Source organism: Streptomyces sp. OZ13 (assembly GCF_052068155.1).
Taxonomy (GTDB): Bacteria; Actinomycetota; Actinomycetes; order Streptomycetales; family Streptomycetaceae; genus Streptomyces.
Map to the genome: position 1 here is coordinate 23524 of NZ_JBQHCZ010000003.1, position 18758 is coordinate 42281.

The window sequence follows — 18758 nt, forward strand, 5'->3', positions numbered from 1 at the left end:
GGTCACGGGCAGGGCTCGCGCCACACCCCCAGGTCGTACTTCTTCAGCATCGAACTGAGGCCGAGCGCCCGCGTCGTGGGGCAGAACTCCCGTGTCGGCAGCTCGTACTCGACGTGGAAGACCGCCTTGCCCGCGCGGACGAACGGGCTGAGCGCCGCGCATTCGTCGTGCTCGGCGCACTGTTCGTTGACCGCGAAGTCGAAGTCGCCGACCAGTTCGGGGATCTGGTCGAGGTCGTTCTTGAGGCCGACGGACAGGCCGCGTTCGTGGGCGAGGCGGGCGATCAGGCGGTTGTAGCGGAGCTGGTCGCCGGCCGTGAGGGGGAAGCCGGTGCGGTTGGCGTAGCCGTCCATGTTGTCGGGCTCCACCGCGTCGAAGCCCTTGTCCCTGCACATGTCCAGGCGTTCGGCCATCAGCGGTTCGAGGAGGTCGGTGCGGCGGATGTCGAGCCAGCGCTCGCCCTCCCAGCCGTTGCCGCGGCCGAGCAGCGACTTCGGGAAACGGTCGGCGTCGGGGCGGAAGTCCTCCCAGGCGCCGGTGGAGAGGTAACAGATGACCTTGCGGCCGCGGCGGTGCAGGTCGGCGACGGCGGAGGCCGGGTGGTCGAAGCCGTCGATGTCGTAGACCGGCACGTCGACGGTCGGATCGAGGCGGCCGCTGAGCTGCCACTGCCACGCCAGGCCGGTACCGGGCAGCCACCGCTCCCCGGCGGGCCTCACCGGCCGGGGAGGGAGCGTCGGTCCGCCCGCGTCGTCGTCGGGCCCGCTCGTACATCCCGCGAGCAGGACCAGCAGCAGGACAGTCAGGAGGAAGGGCGAACGTTTCACCGGACGGGCTCCAGATGGTGCGGGAGGGTGCCCCAGGGGTGGGCGCCGGTTCCCGGGACGACGCAGTGGACCGCGGCGCCGGCGCAGACGCCGGGAGGGGCCGCGTAGACGAGATGGCAGAACCGTTCCGGCGGGTGGGCCGCGGTCCAGGAGGGGATGCCGGCGGCCCGGTACGCGTCCCACGGGCCCTCGAAGGTCACCAGCAGATCGGCGAACTCGGCGTAGCCCGGGTCGGGGTGCACACCGTGGTTGAGCGCCACGGTGGCCGCGCCCGCCGACCTGGCCTCCGTCGCCAGCCGCCGGTAGTGGGCCAGGGTCTCGCCCCCGGAGCAGACCTGGTCGAGGAACGCGCCGTCGGCGCCGTACCAGTCCCGGTGGCGCAGCAGGTCCCGCGCGACGTCGGCGTGCGGGCGCCGGCCGTAGTCCGTGTCGGTGTAGCCGAGTACACGCACTCCCGCCCGCCGCAGTCGGCCGGCGACCGCGGCGAAGGCGGGGTCGGGTGAAGTACCGGGCCCGTCGGCCGGATTGAGGACGACGCCGTAGAGGCGGGACGCGGCCGCGACGACAGCGTCCCAGGCGTCCGGCCGGTCGACGGGGTGCTCGTAGAACGGCACCAACAGGCTTTTCACGGGCGCTTCCCGGGTCAGAGACGGTGGGCGGTGGCACGGCCCAGCAGAACACGGACGAGTACGGCGAGCACGCAGGCCGACACGGCGGCCACGCACAGCCCCACCGCCGCGGGGCCGCCGGTGCCGGTGAGCAGTCCGAGGGTCTGCACGGCGGCGGCCCCGGCACAGACCGCCGCGGCCTGGTTCGCCGCTCCGGACGACTGGAGCAGCAGACCGGTCCAAAGCACCGCGCCCACGAGCAGCAGGGTGGCCGACCGCACCCCGTCGAGCGCCGGGGCGCCGGGCCACAGCACGGTCCCGGCCACCGCGAGGGCGAACAGGATCGCGAGATATCCGCAGAGACACTCCGCGAGGACGGCGGCGGTGCACCGGCGGAACTCGCCGCGTGTGGTGCTCGCGTGCAGTCCGGCGACGGTCCCGCCGCGGAAGCGGCGGAGCAGCCATTCGGCGGGGCCCATGCTCAAGGTCAGCGCCACGGCGGCCGGTGCGGCGACAGCCGCGCCCGTACGGCCCGCGAGCACGTCCCCGAGAGCGGTGTACAGCACCAGGGTTCCGGCGCCGAGTCCGAACACTCCGTAGGGCAGGGAGGCGAGGACCCGCGGCCGGTGGGGCAGTCGGGCCCGTGCCGTCGGAGTTCCGGTCCGGGCCCGTACCCGCCGGGCCGGTCGACGGACACGGCCGCTCGCGCCCGGCTCGCGCGTGGCGCGGACCGCCAGGACCGTGGCCGCCGCGAGGGACGCCAGCAGGAGCGTCTTCCGGGACCACGGCGGCAGGTCGTGGAGCAGGGTCACGGCCGTGACCCCGGCCGTCGGCAGGAGCGCGCACAGCAGCGCGCGTTCGTGGCCCAGCACCAGCAGGGCCGTCGCCGCCGACACGTACAGCGCCTGCGCCGACGCGAACACGGCGGCGTGCCACTGGCCCTGCCCGGCGCACACGCCGGCCGCCGCTGTGCTCAGCAGGGCGCCCGCCGCGGTGCCCGTGCGCAGGCAGCGGAGGGCGGCGGGCCGGTCGCCGAGTGCCAGCCAGGAGTGGGCCCGGTGGGACAGCGCCTGGTTCCACGCCCAGCCGGTGAGCGCACCGGCCAGCAGCGGGCCGAGGGCCGCGCCCGCGAGCAGTGGGGCGGCCGGCACGTACGCGAGGCCCGGAAGGGCGAAGACGAGGCCGCGCAGCAGGCAGCCGAGGAGCCCGGTCCACCAAGGGTCGGCGGCGGGCGGCGCAGGATCGGGGTAGCGGCGCGGGCCCCTCTCGTAGAGCGCCTCCGCGAGCGCGAACGAGTCGGCGCGGCCGTAGATGCGGCGGATGTGGTCGTCCGTCATGCCGTCCGATTCGAGGACGGCGGCGATCTCGTCGGGGTGGACGGCACGGGCGATCACGCCGTCCATGCGGTGGGCGAGTTCACCGAGCGGGTCGGCCGGGGCCGCGGGGGGCGCTCCGGTCACCGCAGGGCCGCCTCTGCGATCGACGCCGTCTCCGCGAGCCCCGCCACGTCCGCGACCTCCGCGACCTCGACCGGCGGTGTCACCGGCTCCGGGAACCCGGCCAGTTCGAGGTAGATCCGGCGGAACGCGTCCACCGAGCGCCGGAGCGTGAACCGGTCGACGACCCGCTGACGGGCGAGCCGGCCGAGCTCGGCCCGCCGTCCGGCGTCCCGCAGCAGGCCGAGCGTCGCCTCCGCCATCAGCGCGGGCTCACGCGGCGGTACGACGAGGCCGGTGTCGCCGACCGCCTCCCGGACCCCGCCGACATCGGTGGACACGGTGGCACGGCCGCACGACATCGCCTCGATGAGCGAGAAGGGGAACCCTTCGCTGATCGAGGAGAGCAGCACCACGCTCCCGGACGCGTAGGCGCGGGCCACGTCGCCGACCCGCCCCTCCCAGCTGATCCCGTCCACGACCCCCAGCTCGGCGGCGAGTTTCTCCATCCGGGTGCGGTACGCCTCGCCGCCGGCGGGGACGCCGCCGAACAGCCGGAGCCGTACGTCGGGGAGTTCGGCGCGCACCATCGCGTAGGCCCGGATCAGTGTCCGCAGGTCCTTGATGGGGTCGATGCGGCCGGCCCAGGCGATGGTCGGCACGTCCGGTTCGGGGCCGGCATCGGGAAAGGCGTGCGGATCGACCCCGTTGTAGACGGTGCGGACGCGGTCGTCGGGCGCGCCGCCCCGCTTCTCCCACCGCCGGTTGTACTGGTTGCACGGGGTGATGAGGTCGGCGCGCCGGTAGCCGAGCGCGCTGAGCTCGCGGTAGAAGCCCAGCATCAGCGCCTTCACCGGCGCCCGCTGTCCCTCGCCGCGGTACCAGAGGTAGCGCTCGCGGAGGTAGATGCCGTGCTCGGTGAGCAGGAACGGCACACCGTCGAAGTGCTGGGCGGCCAGCGCCGGCAGGGTGGCGAGGCCGCCGCTGACGGCGTGGGCGATGGAGTCGTCGGGTATCCGGGCGGCGAGCGGCCGGAGGGTGTGCTCCAGCAGGTCGAGGGCGGTGAGGGCGTCGTGCACGGTGGGCCGGGCCGCGGACAGCTCCAGGTGCGGCATGGCCCATGTCCACATCAGGGACCGCAGCGCGGACTCGGAGCGGAGCGCCGTCGTCAGCCGCCCGGCACGCGCGTAGCCGGCGAGGCCGTCCAGCGCCTCGCCGAAGTCGCAGCCGGCCGACGGGTCGAGGATCGACAGCAGGAGGTGTTCGTAGACGCCGAGGAAGCGCTCGCGTTCCCCCCGGGGCAGCCGGCGGCGGGCCGGCTCCGGTCCCCACAGCGGGAACACCGTGTGCCGGTAGACGTTCCGCGGCATCTCCCAGGTGACCGGTTCGCGTCCGCCGCCGGTGAGGGAGACGACCTGGAAGTCGACCTCCGGCATTCCGCGCAGCAGCTGGTCGCACCAGGTGGAGACGCCGCCGTGGGCGTGCGGATAGGTGCCTTCGGTGAGCATGGTGACATGACGGCCGCAGCTCGGCATGGATGGTGTCCCCCAGGACGGTGGTCGGCTGTGCCCGGTTCGTGCCGTCGGGTCAGGACGGCAGCCTGAGCGTGATCGCCGACTGGAGCAGTTCGGGCGTGGCCCACTCGGAGCGCGTCCCGGCGTAGGCGGAGCCGAACACCGTGGTGGTCAGCAGCCGTTGCTTACGGGTGCCTTCCGGTGCGGTGACGGGTGCGGCGACACCGGAGGGCGCCTTCACGGTGACCGTGCCGCCGATGCGGTAGGCGGTGACCCTGCCGTCCGTGAGCGCCCGCTCCCACGCGGCGCGCCGCTGGAGTTCCGTACCGGCCTCCCGCTGGCCGGGGTTGACGACCGGGGCCGTGTCGGCGAACAGGGCGCGGTAGTCGGCCAGCACCTTGTCCAGCACGGGGTACAGGAGGCGTTCCTCGGCGAGGTTGGACTGGTGCGCGTAGTGCGGGCGGGGATCGTTGGCGACGACGTGGCCGAGGGCGGTGCGGGCCTCCTGAGGAACGATGTACGAGGCGTAGCCGGTCGCGGTGTCGAGCGGTTCCGGCAGGCAGGTGGAGGCGGCGTCGGTCTCGCAGACTCCGCTGCCGCCGTCGGCGGCGGCCGTGTAGATCCAGTTGTACTCGTCGGTCATCTCGGCCGCGGTGCCGACGTTGTAGTACACGTTCATGGGGTGCCGTGGCACCGTCTGCGCGGCGCCGACCGGGCGCTGCCGCGGCTCGCGGGAGTTGTCGCTCGCGATCCACTTCACCCCGTTGTCGGCGAGGGCGCCGGCGAGGTTCGGGTTGTCCACCGGCTGCTGCGGCAGGGTCTTCAGGCCGGAGTGCTCGCCGGTGACGAGTTCGGTGCGGTCGACGGGGAGGCCCTTGCGCACGGCCCAGTCGTGGTTGTCTCGGATCTGCGCGGAGATCTCGGCGCGGCCCACCCAGCGGGTGTTGCCCGCCGTGTCCGTCGCGCACTTCCAGGGCACGGTGGACGCGTCCTGCACACAGCCGAGGAACGGATGGGTGTAGGTGTGGTTGATCCAGCGGTACTGCGTCCTGTCGGCGAGCAGCCGGTCGGTGAGCGGATCGCTGCCTCCGTGCTCCGCCTTCCACTCCTCGCCGGCGCCCGCGTTGTGGACCATGTCGAGGGTGAAGCCGGCGCTCCGCTGCCAGGCGGCCGCGTGCGCGGCGTCGGCCGCGGTCATCCGGATCGGCACGCCGGCCCCGTCGCCGCCGCCCGGGCAGTCGATGTCGCCGGGGGTGCAGTCGCGGGCGGTGTCCCAGCGGGCGTCGGGCGCGAAGACGTCGTCGATGTGGACGGAGAAGTAGTTGCGGCTCTGCCCGAGGTGGACGCCCTGGGTGAGCCATTCGACGATGCCGCGCGCGAGGACCCGGAACTGCCGCTGGTGCCGGTTGTACGCGAAGGTGACCACCAGCTCGCTGCGGCCGTCGTGCGTGTACTCGCCGATCAGGCTCGCGCGTGAGGAGCCGTCGCCGACGGGCGTGTCGAGGAGGCTGGTGAATCCTTCGCGGGGGCGGCCCGCGTAGCCGTAGCTCTCGGCGACGAGCGGCGAGTTGTCCTCGAAGGTGACGGGCCCGTCGAGGTATCCGAACACTCCGGAACGCCCGGCGGCGGTCACCGCGCTGCGCGCGCCGTCCAGCACGCCGGCGTAACCGCCGTTGTCGACGTACTCCAGCCCCACGCCGGGGTGCGACCACGTGTAGGCGTCGACCTGCCGGATGCCGAAGGTCCGCTCGTACGCGAAGAGGGCGGCGTTCTCCGCGGCCCCGGCGGCGGTGTCCGCGCCGAACGGGTCCTCGTCGGGCACGACGACGCCCTGGAACCTGGCGCGCGGGCGGCCGTCCACGGTGTCGCTGAGGAAGGAGGCGTCGACCCGGGGGCGGGCCGGGTCGTTCAGGTCCAGCGTCCGGTGGGGCACGCCGGTGCCCGCCAGTTCGGCGACGATCGCGTCGACGGCCGCGCTCCCGTCGTCGACGACGAGCACCACGAGGTCGATCCGGGGCACCGGCGCGGCGGCGGCCTGTGAGGCGGGCAGGATCCCTGCCAGCGTGACCGCGGCGGTCGCGGCGACGGCGAACCGCCCGCCCGCCGCGCGTCCGGACCACGGACGGGCCGCCGCACGCCGCTCAGCCGTGGCCCCGGGCACTCCGCGCCGGCCACGGGACCCGGTCCCGGCGCGGCGGGACCGTCTTCCGGTCCCACGGGCTCCGGCGGGCCCGCTGCCCCGCCCGCCGGGGTCGGCCTCGGAGGCCGTCACGGCCCCGCCGAACGTCCGCGCCTCGGGACCGTGTCCGACGGCGGCGCCGCCGCCAGACACGGTCCCCGGCCGGCGTCCCGCCTCGCGCGCACCCTGCTGCTCCATGTGGTTCCCCCCTCGCACGCTTCCCCAACGCCCGCCGGGCGCAGGGAAGTTCTGTGCCGATGACGCAACGGGGCCCCGCGCCCCGTTGCCGGAATGTGGTGAGTGTGGCCGAGCGGTGACAACCTCCGGGCCGAACATGAAAGAGACACCACGCACGAGTGAACCGCCGCCGCCGTGAGCGATACATACGGCCGCGCGTAGGCTCTTGTCCGGTGTGGGGTGTCGATCCGCCCTCGCCGCACCCCCGGAACTCAACGGAAGCGAGATTTCACCACCGTGACTGCTCTCACTCTCAGCACTGCAGGCGCTGCGACGCTGCGCGCGGACGCCCTCGTCGTCGGCGTCGCGAAGGGCGCCAAGGGCCCGGTGGTCGCGCCGGGCGCCGAGGCCGTGGACAAGGCGTTCGACGGCAAGCTCGCCTCCGTCCTCGAGACCCTCGGCGCCGGCGGTGGCGAGGGCGAGGTCACCAAGCTCCCCGCGCCGGCCGGCCTGAAGACCCCGGTCGTGCTGGCCGTCGGTCTGGGCGCGGCCCCCGAGGACGGCGAGGCGTACGGCACCGAGGCGCTGCGCCGTGCGGCCGGTGCCGCGGCGCGTGCGCTGTCCGGTGCCAAGAAGGCCGCTTTCGCGCTGCCCATAGAGTCCGTGGAGGACGCGGAGGCCATCGCCGAGGGTGCGCTGCTCGGCGCGTACGCCTTCACCGCGTACCAGGGAACGGCCGGCGAGAACGGTGCGAAGAAGCCGCTGGCCGAGGTCGCCCTGCTGGGCGCCAAGCCGCGTGACAAGGCGTTCAAGGCCGCCGCCGAGCGCGCGGTCGCGCTCACCGAGGAGATCAACCGCGCCCGCGACCTGGTCAACACCCCGCCGAACGACCTCACCCCCGAGGCCTTCGCCGCCGTGGCCACGGCCGCCGGCAAGGAGCACGGCATCAAGGTGCAGGTGCTCGACGAGAAGGCGCTCGCCAAGGGCGGCTTCGGCGGCATCCTCGGCGTCGGCCAGGGCTCCGAGAACCCGCCGCGCCTGGTCAAGCTCTCCTACACGCACTCCAAGGGCGCGAAGACGCTCGCGCTCGTCGGCAAGGGCATCACCTACGACTCGGGCGGCATCTCCCTGAAGCCGGCCGGCCACAACGAGACGATGAAGTGCGACATGAGCGGCGCGGCCGCCGTGTTCGCCGCTGTCGTCGCGGCGGCCCGGCTGGGTCTCGCCGTCAACGTCACCGGCTGGCTGGCCCTCGCCGAGAACATGCCGTCCGGCTCGGCCACCCGCCCCGGCGACGTGCTGCGCATGTACAGCGGCAAGACGGTCGAGGTCCTCAACACCGACGCCGAGGGCCGGCTGGTGCTCGCGGACGCGCTGACGAGGGCGTCCGAGGAGAACCCGGACGCGATCGTGGACGTGGCGACGCTGACCGGTGCGATGGTGCTGGCGCTCGGCAACCGCACGTTCGGCATCATGGCGAACGACGACGCGTTCCGTACCTCGATCCACGAGATCGCCGAGGAGGTCGGCGAGGCGTCCTGGCCGATGCCGCTCCCCTCGGAGCTGCGCAAGGGCATGGACTCGCCGACCGCCGACATCGCGAACATGGGTGAGCGCATGGGCGGCGGCCTGGTGGCCGGCCTGTTCCTGAAGGAGTTCGTGGGCGAGGGCATCACCTGGGCGCACCTGGACATCGCGGGCCCCGCGTTCCACGAGGGCGCGCCGTTCGGCTACACGCCGAAGGGCGGCACCGGGTCGTCGATCCGCACGCTGGTGAAGCTGGCGGAGCGGACGGCCGCGGGCGACCTGGGCTGACGGTCGGCACGGGGCGGGCGGGGCCGCGGGTGCCGCCGCGCGGCGCCTGTTCCCCGCCCCGCCCCCGCGCCCCCGGCCCGCCCCCGCTACGCCCCGGTAACGGGGAAAAGCGCTCAAGCTCACCATCTCAAGCTCCGGCCCCGCGTCCCGCCGTCCGTCAACAAGTGCGAAGATGGGTTCTCGGCAGGACAGGGCCCCCACCACAGGGCCGAAGAGACAGCGGCCGAACACCAGCCGACCGGCCGGTCATCTCCCGAGACGGGGGCCCGGCGAACGGCGCACATGCATGGAGGACGTGACGTGGCGAACGACGCCAGCACCGTTTTCGACCTAGTGATCCTCGGCGGTGGTAGCGGCGGTTACGCTGCGGCGCTGCGCGGAGCTCAGCTGGGCCTGGACGTCGCACTGATCGAAAAGAACAAGCTCGGCGGCACCTGCCTGCACAACGGCTGCATCCCCACGAAGGCTCTGCTGCACGCCGGCGAGATCGCGGACCAGGCTCGTGAGGCCGACCAGTTCGGTGTCAAGACCTCTTTCGAGGGCATCGACATCGCCGGCGTTCACAAGTACAAGGACGAGGTCGTCTCGGGCCTCTACAAGGGTCTGCAGGGCCTGGTCGCCTCCCGCAAGGTGACCTACATCGAGGGTGAGGGCCGGCTGTCCTCCCCCACCTCCGTCGACGTGAACGGCCGCCGTGTGCAGGGCCGCCACGTCCTCCTGGCGACCGGCTCCGTGCCGAAGTCCCTGCCGGGTCTGGACATCGACGGCAACCGCATCATCTCCTCGGACCACGCGCTGGTCCTGGACCGCGTTCCGAAGTCCGCGATCATCCTGGGCGGCGGCGTCATCGGCGTCGAGTTCGCCTCCGCGTGGAAGTCGTTCGGCACCGACGTCACCGTCGTCGAGGGCCTCAAGCACCTCGTGCCGGTCGAGGACGAGAACAGCTCGAAGCTGCTCGAGCGCGCCTTCCGCAAGCGCGGCATCAAGTTCAACCTGGGCACCTTCTTCGAGAAGGCCGAGTACACCCAGGACGGCGTGCGCGTCACCCTCGCCGACGGCAAGACCTTCGAGGCCGAGGTCCTCCTGGTCGCCATCGGCCGCGGCCCGGTCTCCCAGGGCCTCGGCTACGAGGAGCAGGGCGTCGCGATGGACCGCGGCTACGTCCTCGTCGACGAGTACATGCAGACCAACGTGCCCACCATCTCCGCGGTCGGTGACCTGGTCCCGACCCTCCAGCTCGCGCACGTCGGCTTCGCCGAGGGCATCCTGGTGGCGGAGCGGCTGGCCGGTCTGAAGACCGTCCCGATCGACTACGACGGCGTGCCGCGGGTGACGTACTGCCACCCCGAGGTCGCCTCCGTCGGCATCACCGAGGCCAAGGCCAAGGAGATCTACGGTGCGGACAAGGTCGTCGCCCTGAAGTACAACCTCGCGGGCAACGGCAAGAGCAAGATCCTGAAGACCGCGGGCGAGATCAAGCTCGTCCAGGTCAAGGACGGTGCCGTGGTCGGCGTCCACATGGTCGGTGACCGTATGGGCGAGCAGGTCGGTGAAGCTCAGCTGATCTACAACTGGGAGGCTCTGCCGGCCGAGGTCGCGCAGCTCATCCACGCGCACCCGACGCAGAACGAGGCGCTCGGCGAGGCCCACCTGGCCCTGGCCGGCAAGCCGCTGCACTCCCACGACTAGTCAGTTACGGGCGCGACAGACCACTTCCGCACATCGTTAAGGAGCAACTGAAACCATGGCGGTTTCCGTAACCCTTCCGGCGCTCGGTGAGAGCGTCACCGAGGGCACTGTCACCCGCTGGCTGAAGGCCGAGGGAGAGCGCGTCGAGGCCGACGAGCCGCTGCTCGAGGTGTCGACCGACAAGGTCGACACCGAGATCCCCGCCCCCGCCTCCGGTGTCCTGGCGTCCATCAAGGTCGCCGAGGACGAGACCGTAGAGGTCGGCGCCGAGCTGGCCGTCATCGACGACGGCAGCGGCGCCCCCGCTGCCGCCCCTGCCCCGGCCGCCGCCGAGGCCGCGGCTCCCGCCCCGGCTCCGGCTGAGGCGCCCGCGCCCGCCCAGGAGGCGCCGCAGGCCGCGCCGTCCACCGAGGCTGCCGCCCCGGCTCCCGCCCCGACCGCGGAGGCCGCGGCCGGCGGTGGCTCCGCCGAGGGCACCGACGTCGTCCTTCCGGCGCTCGGCGAGAGCGTCACCGAGGGCACCGTGACCCGCTGGCTGAAGGAGGTCGGCGAGGAGGTCACGGAGGACGAGCCGCTGCTCGAGGTCTCCACCGACAAGGTCGACACCGAGATCCCGGCCCCGGCTTCCGGCGTGCTGCTGGAGATCGTGGTCGCGGAGGACGAGACGGCGGAGGTCGGCGCCAAGCTGGCCGTCATCGGTGCGAAGGGTGCGGCTCCGGCCGCCGCCCCCGCCCCGGCCGCTGCTCCGGCCCCCGCGCCGGCGGCTCCTGCCCCGGCTCCGGCTCCCGCGCCCGCCGCCCCGGCCCCCGCGCCGGCTCCGGCTCCCGCGGCCGCCCCTGCTCCGGCTCCGGCCCCGGCGGCTCCGGCCCCCGCGCCGGCCCAGGCCCCGGCGGCTCCCGCCGCGCCCGCCGCCGTCGAGGCGAGCGACGCGTACGTGACCCCGCTGGTCCGTAAGCTCGCCGCCGAGAACGGCGTCGACCTCGGTTCGGTCAAGGGCACCGGCGTCGGTGGCCGTATCCGCAAGCAGGACGTCATCGCCGCCGCGGAGGCCGCCAAGGCCGCCGCGCAGGCGCCCGCCCCCGCTGCCGCTCCGGCCGCGGCCAAGGCGCCGAAGCTCGAGGCGTCCCCGCTGCGCGGTCAGACGGTCAAGATGACCCGCATGCGCAAGGTCATCGGCGACAACATGATGAAGGCGCTGCACGACCAGGCGCAGCTGACCTCGGTCGTCGAGGTCGACATCACCAAGCTGATGAAGCTGCGCGCCCGTGCGAAGGACGCGTTCGCGGCCCGTGAGGGCGTCAAGCTCTCCCCGATGCCGTTCTTCGTCAAGGCCGCCGCCCAGGCGCTGAAGGCCCACCCGGTCGTCAACGCCCGGATCAACGAGGCCGAGGGCACCATCACGTACTTCGACTCGGAGAACATCGGCATCGCCGTGGACTCCGAGAAGGGTCTGATGACGCCGGTCATCAAGGGTGCGGGCGACCTGAACCTCGCCGGTATCGCCAAGAAGACCGCCGAGCTCGCCGGCGCCGTGCGCGCCAGCAAGATCACGCCGGACGACCTCGCCGGGGCGACCTTCACCATCAGCAACACCGGCTCGCGCGGTGCGCTGTTCGACACGATCATCGTGCCGCCGAACCAGGTCGCCATCCTGGGCATCGGTGCCACGGTCCGCCGCCCGGTGGTCGTGAACCACCCGGACCTCGGTGAGACGATCGCGATCCGCGACATGACGTACGTCGCGCTCTCCTACGACCACCGTCTGGTGGACGGCGCCGACGCCGCCCGCTACCTGACGACGGTCAAGCAGATCCTGGAGGCCGGTGAGTTCGAGGTCGAGCTCGGCCTCTGAGCGGCACCGCTGTAACCAGCCTCACCTGCTGCGCCCCCGCCCGGGAGTACTTCCGGGCGGGGGCGCAGCCGTATTGTCTAAGGGCCACAGGTCGACGCGGCTTTAAGGAGCGCTCCATGACCATCCCCGTCGTCCACTCGCTGCGCGATCAGATCCGCGAGCACATCGTGGAGGGGATCGTCAGCGGGCGCTGGAAGCCGGGGGAACGCATCGTCGAGCGCCGCATCGCCACCGAACTCGAGGTCTCCCAGACGCCGGTGCGTGAGGCACTGCGCGAGCTGGAGTCGCTGCGACTGATCGAGTCGGCGCCCAACAAGGGTGTGCGGGTGCGGAATCTGACCGCCGCGGACCTGGAGGAGAGCTACCCGGTGCGGGCGGGCCTGGAGCAGATCGCGGCCGAACTGGCCGCGGGGCGCCTGGCGGAGGACTGCACGACGCTGGAGCCGCACGTGACGGCGCTGTACGAGGCGGACCGGACCGGGGACTCGGCGGGGCAGGTCCGCCACACCGTGGCCTTCCACCGGGAGCTGGTCAGGGCGGCGGGCAACGGCGTCCTCCTGCACACCTGGGAGGGCCTGGGGATCGAGGTCTTCACGGCCCTGTCGATCCGCTGGCTGGGCACGGTGCAGAAGTCGTACGCGGAGGAGCACCAGGACCTGGTGGAGGCCTTCCGAAGGCGCGACCCGCAGATCGGCTCGCTGGTGAAGGCGCACGTCCTCGGCTGCGCCCCGCGCGCGTAGCCGGGTCACGGCCGGTGCCCCGCCCGTAGCTCTTCGCACGCGGCGGCGGGCACGCGGTCCGTCTTTCGCGGGCTGCACGGCTGGCGCCGCGCCTGCTCGAACGTGCACCTGCGTGTCCGATTGGACCCTTTCGTCGCGGCACAGCGTGCCCACTTTTGAGGCACCCGATGCCAATTTCACCCCAGGCTTTGATCGATCATCGATCAGAGACTTACAGTCGTCCCCGGGTCCACCAGACCCGTCGCCCTGTCCTGCCAGACACGGCACCCCCTTATCTCAACCCCCCTCCTGTCCGGAAGGCGGCGATCATGACCGACCCCGTAGGCAAGCTTCCGAGCGAGCTCGACCAGCTCCCGGACCGCGACGCCGAGGAAACCGCCGAGTGGGCGGCGTCCCTCGACGCCGTCGCGGAGCACGCAGGCCCGCACCGCGCCGCGTATCTGATGCGCCGCACGCTCCAGCACGCCGAGAAGGCCGGTGTGGCCCTGCCCCGCCTGCTGGAGACGGACTACGTCAACACCATCCCCACCTCCGCCGAGCCCGCCTTCGACGGCGACGAGGCGATGGAAGCCCGGATCACCGCCTGGAACCGCTGGAACGCCGCGGCCATGGTGACCCGCGGATCCAAGCACGGCGTCGGCGGCCACATCGCCACCTTCGCCTCCGCGGCCTGGCTCTACGAGACCGGCTTCAACCACTTCTTCCGCGGCAAGGAGGGGGACGGCTCCGGCGACCAGCTCTACATCCAGGGCCACGCCTCCCCCGGCATCTACGCCCGCGCGTTCCTCGACGGCCGTCTCACCGAGGACCACCTCGACAACTTCCGCCAGGAGGCCGGCGGCAAGGGCCTCCCCTCGTACCCGCACCCGCGCCGGCTGCCCTGGCTGTGGGAGTTCCCAACCGTCTCCATGGGCCTCGGCCCGCTGTCGGCGATCTACCAGGCGCGGTTCAACCGCTACCTCCAGGGCCGCGGCATCAAGGACACCTCGAACTCCCACGTCTGGGCGTTCCTCGGTGACGGCGAGATGGACGAGCCCGAGTCGACCGCGGCACTCGCACTCGCCTCCCGTGAGCAGCTGGACAACCTGACCTTCGTGATCAACTGCAACCTGCAGCGTCTCGACGGCCCGGTCCGCGCCAACTTCAAGATCGTGCAGGAGCTGGAGGCCCAGTTCCGCGGCGCCGGCTGGAACGTCGTCAAGTCGCTGTGGGGTTCGGCCTGGGACGAGGTGTTCCAGCTCGACACCACGGGCGCCCTGGTGCGCCGGCTGCGCGAGGTCCCGGACGCGCAGTTCCAGACGTACGCGACCCGCGACGTGGCCTACATCCGTGAGCACTTCTTCGGCGCGGAGCCCGCGCTCGTCGAGCTCGGGAAGATCCTCAGCGACGCCAAGATCGCCGAGTGCTTCCACACCTCCCGCGGCGGCCACGAGGCCCGCAAGGTGTACTCGGCGTACCGTGCGGCGCTCGCCCACAAGGGCGCGCCGACCGTGATCCTCGCGCAGACGGTGAAGGGCCACACCCTCGGCAAGGGCTTCGAGTCCAAGAACGCCAACCACCAGATGAAGAAGCTGACGATCGACGAGTTCAAGGGCATGCGTGACCTGCTCGGGCTCCCGATCGCGGACAGCGCCTTCGACAGCGGTGTGGTGCCCTACGGCCACCCCGGCGCCGACTCCCCCGAGGTCCGCTACCTCCAGGAGCGCCGCGCGGCCCTCGGCGGCCCCGCCCCGGCCCGCCGGGTGCACGCCTCCGCGCCTCTGCCCCAGCCGGAGGAGCGCGCGTTCAAGGCGCTCCACAAGGGCTCCGGCAAGCAGGAGATGGCCACGACCATGGCCTTCGTCCGGCTGGTCAAGGACCTCATGCGGGACAAGCAGACCGGCCGCCGCTGGGTGCCGATCGTCCCGGACGAGGCGCGTACCTTCGGTATGGAGTCGCTGTTCCCGTCCGCCGGCATCTACTCGCCGATGGGCCAGACGTACGAGCCGGTCGACCGCGACCAGCTGATGTACTACAAGGAGGCCAAGGACGGCCAGATCCTCAACGAGGGGATCACCGAGGCCGGCGCCATGGCCGACTTCATCGCCGCCGCCACGTCGTACTCGACGCACGGCGAGACGATGATCCCGTTCTACATCTTCTACTCGATGTTCGGCTGGCAGCGGACCGGCGACCAGATGTGGCAGCTCGCCGACCAGCTCGGCAAGGGCTTCATCGTCGGCGCCACCGCGGGCCGCACCACGCTGACCGGTGAGGGCCTCCAGCACGCGGACGGCCACTCGCACCTGATCGCCGCCACCAACCCGGCGTCGCTCAACTACGACCCGGCGTTCGCGTACGAGATCGCGGTGATCGTCAAGGACGGTCTGCGCCGGATGTACGGCGAGAATCCTGAGGACGTCTTCTACTACCTCACGGTCTACAACGAGCCCAAGCCGCAGCCCGCCATGCCGGAGGGCGTCGAGGAAGGCATCGTCAAGGGCCTGTACCGCTTCAAGGAGGGCGCGGCCGGCGCGGACGCCCCGCGGCTCCAGCTGCTCGCCTCCGGTACGGCGATCCACTGGGCGCTCGAGGCCCAGAGGCTCCTGGCGGACGACTGGAACGTGGCCGCCGACGTCTGGTCCGCGACCTCCTGGGGCGAGCTGCGCCGCGACGCGCTCGAGGCCGACGCGGCCCTGCTCCGCGGCGAGCAGCGCACCCCGTACGTCACCCAGGCCCTGGAGGGCGCACCCGGCCCGGTGCTGGCGGTCTCCGACTGGATGCGGCAGGTGCCGGACCAGATCAGCCAGTGGGTGGAGCAGGACTGGTCCTCGCTCGGCACGGACGGCTTCGGCCTGTCGGACACGCGTGACGCGGCCCGCCGCCACTTCGGTGTCGACGCGCAGTCGATCACGGTCGCGGCGCTGGCCCAGCTGGCGAAGCGCGGCGAGGTACCCGCCTCGGCCATAAAGGAGGCACGCGAGCGCTACGGCCTGTAGGCCCGCTCGTTCGTGAAGGCCCCCGCGGGCAGCCGCCCGCGGGGGCCTTCCGTGTCCGATGCTTGACCTTGACACCGTGTGAAGCCGTGCACTGGGAGACGTCATGTTCGCCATCGGAGACTTCGCCAGGCACGGCCGTGTGTCGGCCCGCATGCTGCGTCACTACGACGCGGTCGGGCTGCTGCGTCCCGAGCACACCGACCCTTTCAGCGGCTACCGCTACTACTCCGCGGCGCAGCTCGCCACCCTCAACCGCGTCATCGCCCTCAAGGACCTCGGCTTCACGCTTCAGCAGGTGCGGCAGATCCTCGAGGAGAAGGTGACCACGGAGGAGCTGCGCGGGATGCTCAGGCTGCGGGAGGCGGAACTGCGGGAGGCGATGGCCGCGGCGGCCGCCAGGCTGGCGCAGGTCGAGGCGAGGCTCCGGTCGATCGAGAGCGAGGGTCGTATGCCCACCCAGGACGTCATGATCAAGAGCACCCCGGCGGTCCGCGTCGCCGAACTGTCCGCCGTCGCCGCCAGCTACGCCCCCGAGCACATCGGACCGGTGATCGGCCCGCTGTACGACGAGCTGTTCACCCGGCTGAAGGCGGCCGGCGTCACCCCGGCCGGACCCGGCATCGCCTACTACGAGGACGCGCCGGACGGTGACGGCATCGTGGTGCACGCCGGGTGCGCGGTCTCCGCGGAGACACAGCCGGGACCGGACTTCGAGATCGCCGAACTCCCCGCCGTGGAGCGGGCGGCGACGATCGTGCACCGCGGCCCGATGGACACGATCATGCCCACCGAGCAGAACCTGGCCCGCTGGATCGACGCCGGCGGCCACCACTCGGCCGGCTATGCCCGCGAGGTGTATCTGGAGTGCCCGCCGGACAAGGAGAAGTGGGTGACGGAGCTACAGGTACCGCTGGCACCCGCTGCGCGATGATGGGGGCATGCGCGCTGCCCGGCTGATCAAGATGGTCCTGCTGCTCCAGTCGCGGCCCTCCATGACCGGCGCCGAGCTCGCGCGGGAGCTGGAGGTCTCCGAGCGCACGGTCACCCGTGACGCGCTCGCCCTGTCGGAGGCCGGAGTCCCGGTCTACGCGGACCGCGGCCGGGCCGGCGGATACCGGCTGATCGGCGGGTACCGCACCCGGCTCACCGGTCTGGGACGCGACGAGGCGGAGGCCCTGTTCCTGTCCGGGCTGCCGGGCGCGCTGCGCGACATGGGACTCGAGGACGCGGCGTCCGCGGCACGCCTGAAGGTGTCCGCGGCGCTGCTCCCCTCGCTGCGGAACGCGCCCGAATCCGCGGCCCGGCGCTTCCACCTCGACGCCCCCGGCTGGTACCAGGAGCCGAAGACCCCTGAACTGCTCCCGGTCCTCGCGGAGGCCGTCTGGGACGACCGCCGCGTACGGGCCACGTACCGCCGCAGGGACACCGAGGTGGAACGGCGGCTGGAACCGTACGGGCTCGTGCTGAAGGCGGGCGTCTGGTACCTGTGCGCGCGGGCGGAAGACACACTGCGGGTCTACCGCATCGACCGGTTCTCGTCGGTGGAAGCGGACGGGGAGCGGTTCGAACGGGACGAGGACTTCGAGCTGGCGGCTTTCTGGCAGGAGCGTGCAGCCCAGTTCGCCCGGTCGATCCTCCGCGCGGAGGCCGTCCTCCGGGTGAGCGAGGACGGCGCGGGCCGGCTGCCGTACGTGACGGACCGCGCCGCCGCCGAGGAGGCACTGGCGGCGGCCGGCCCGCCGGACACCCGGGGGCGGGTGACGCTGACGCTGCCCGTGGAGTCGCTGGACGTGGCGTACGGCCAACTGCTGTCCCTGGGGCCCGAGGTGGAGGTCCTCGGGCCGCCGGAGCTGCGGGACCGCTTCGCGCGGGCGGCGGCCGCGCTGCGGGACCTCTATCGGTAGTCCTCCACCGCCGGTGTGCCGCCCGCCTGTTCGGCCAGCATGTATCCCCAGACGTCGGGCCGGCTGCCGTCCGCATCGGTCACGCCGTACTCCCTCGCCAGCCGGCCGCTGTCCAGGGACAGGCCGTTCCAGCGGGACCGCTCGGGGTCGGCGACGAGCGCCGCGACGCCTCTGGCCAGGTACACGGGCGACTCGGACAGGGCCCAGTGCTTCTGCTTGTCGATGCCGTCGCGCCAGTTCTCCTCCGTGAGGCCGAAGATGTCGAGCATCTCCTCGGAGCGGATGAAGCCGGGGGTGACGGCCACGGCCGTGCAGCCGACACTCTTCAGCTCCTCGCCGAGGGTGAAGGCCATCCGGATCGGGCCGTTCTTGGCGAGGTCGTAGTAGAAGTTCTCGCGGAACCCCTTGTTGGTCTCCGCGGTGCCGTCGGTGACCTCCACGACCAGTCCGCCCGGCTCACGGACCAGCAGGGGCAGCGCGATGCTGCTGGTGATGATGTGGCTCCTCACGCCCAGGTCCAGCATCCGCAGCCCGCGTTCGAGGTCGACGTCCCACATCCGGGTGTCGAAGTCGAGCAGGAAGTTTCCGCCCCAGAGGTCGTTGACGAGCACGTCCAGCCGTCCGTGGTCGCGTTCGACGCGCCGGACCAGTGCCCTCACCTGGTCCGGCTCGAGGTGGTCGGTGGGCACCGCGATGCCTTCGCCGCCGGCCGCCGTGACCAGTTCGGCGGTCTCCTCGATGGTCTCCGTGGGCCGGCCGACCTCGCTGACGCTGGTGCGGGTGGTCCGGCCGGTCACATAGACGGTCGCGCCCGCGGCGCCGAGTTCCACGGCCATGGCACGTCCCGCGCCACGAGTGGCGCCGGCGACCAGTGCGATCCTGCCGCCGAGCGGCTTGTTCGTCGTCATGAGCCGACCGTCGCACGGAAACCGGACACCTTCTGTCGGGCTTGGGCCGACCGGAGCCCCGTATTGCGAAACAGCCGCGTTTCGGCATGCTGCGCGTGCGACGGCCCCCGCCAACCACGATGCTTGACCCG

At 72.4% G+C, this 18758-nt stretch carries 13 protein-coding genes; 7 read left to right on the plus strand and 6 right to left on the minus strand.

Annotation, left to right across the window (positions count from 1 at the left end; translation table 11 throughout):
* Positions 1–2: 2 nt before the first annotated feature.
* The 5 genes from ACTMTU_RS07100 to ACTMTU_RS07120 are packed head-to-tail and all read right to left on the minus strand — an operon-like array spanning position 3 to position 6762.
* Positions 3–827 (minus strand): endo alpha-1,4 polygalactosaminidase, encoded by an 825-nt coding sequence (locus ACTMTU_RS07100; RefSeq protein ID WP_441262632.1) that lies wholly within the window; start codon positions 825–827, stop codon positions 3–5.
* Positions 824–1456 (minus strand): spherulation-specific family 4 protein, encoded by a 633-nt coding sequence (locus ACTMTU_RS07105; protein WP_441262633.1) that lies wholly within the window; start codon positions 1454–1456, stop codon positions 824–826. Before ACTMTU_RS07105 ends, ACTMTU_RS07100 begins: the two co-directional genes overlap by 4 nt.
* Positions 1457–1470: 14 nt before the next feature.
* Positions 1471–2895: a hypothetical protein gene (locus ACTMTU_RS07110; protein WP_441262634.1), complete on the minus strand. Its 1425-nt coding sequence runs from the start codon at positions 2893–2895 to the stop codon at positions 1471–1473.
* Complete coding sequence (gene pelF / locus ACTMTU_RS07115; RefSeq protein ID WP_441262635.1) at positions 2892–4406, minus strand: GT4 family glycosyltransferase PelF; 1515 nt, start codon at positions 4404–4406, stop codon at positions 2892–2894. Before pelF ends, ACTMTU_RS07110 begins: the two co-directional genes overlap by 4 nt.
* A 52-nt stretch (positions 4407–4458) precedes the next feature.
* Positions 4459–6762: a hypothetical protein gene (locus ACTMTU_RS07120; RefSeq protein ID WP_441262636.1), complete on the minus strand. Its 2304-nt coding sequence runs from the start codon at positions 6760–6762 to the stop codon at positions 4459–4461.
* 276 nt (positions 6763–7038) lie between these two features.
* Here ACTMTU_RS07120 and ACTMTU_RS07125 point away from each other — a divergent pair, with 276 nt between their 5' ends.
* From ACTMTU_RS07125 to ACTMTU_RS07155, 7 genes are all read left to right on the plus strand, one after another.
* Positions 7039–8556, plus strand: a complete 1518-nt coding sequence (locus ACTMTU_RS07125; protein WP_441262637.1) for a leucyl aminopeptidase — start codon at positions 7039–7041, stop codon at positions 8554–8556.
* A gap of 300 nt (positions 8557–8856) precedes the next feature.
* Positions 8857–10245 (plus strand): dihydrolipoyl dehydrogenase, encoded by a 1389-nt coding sequence (gene lpdA / locus ACTMTU_RS07130; RefSeq protein ID WP_037774878.1) that lies wholly within the window; start codon positions 8857–8859, stop codon positions 10243–10245.
* Positions 10246–10300: 55 nt separating this feature from the next.
* Entirely contained in the window at positions 10301–12097 is a 1797-nt protein-coding gene (sucB, locus tag ACTMTU_RS07135) for a 2-oxoglutarate dehydrogenase, E2 component, dihydrolipoamide succinyltransferase (protein WP_441262638.1), read from the plus strand.
* 116 nt (positions 12098–12213) lie between these two features.
* Positions 12214–12837 (plus strand): GntR family transcriptional regulator, encoded by a 624-nt coding sequence (locus ACTMTU_RS07140; protein ID WP_441262639.1) that lies wholly within the window; start codon positions 12214–12216, stop codon positions 12835–12837.
* A gap of 308 nt (positions 12838–13145) precedes the next feature.
* A complete protein-coding gene (gene aceE / locus ACTMTU_RS07145) occupies positions 13146–15815 on the plus strand; it encodes a pyruvate dehydrogenase (acetyl-transferring), homodimeric type (protein ID WP_441262640.1) in 2670 nt (889 codons plus the stop codon).
* Positions 15816–15918: 103 nt separating this feature from the next.
* Positions 15919–16746, plus strand: coding sequence for a MerR family transcriptional regulator (locus ACTMTU_RS07150; protein ID WP_441262641.1), 828 nt, complete (start codon positions 15919–15921; stop codon positions 16744–16746).
* 7 nt (positions 16747–16753) lie between these two features.
* On the plus strand, positions 16754–17719 hold the full coding sequence (locus ACTMTU_RS07155) for a helix-turn-helix transcriptional regulator (RefSeq protein WP_441262642.1): 966 nt from the start codon (positions 16754–16756) through the stop codon (positions 17717–17719).
* On the opposite strand, the gene ACTMTU_RS07160 is transcribed toward ACTMTU_RS07155, so the two are convergent.
* Positions 17710–18627 carry an SDR family oxidoreductase gene (locus tag ACTMTU_RS07160; RefSeq protein WP_441262643.1) on the minus strand — a complete coding sequence of 306 codons (918 nt, stop codon included), beginning with the start codon at positions 18625–18627 and terminating at the stop codon, positions 17710–17712. The genes ACTMTU_RS07155 and ACTMTU_RS07160 overlap by 10 nt on opposite strands.
* Positions 18628–18758: the final 131 nt, after the last annotated feature.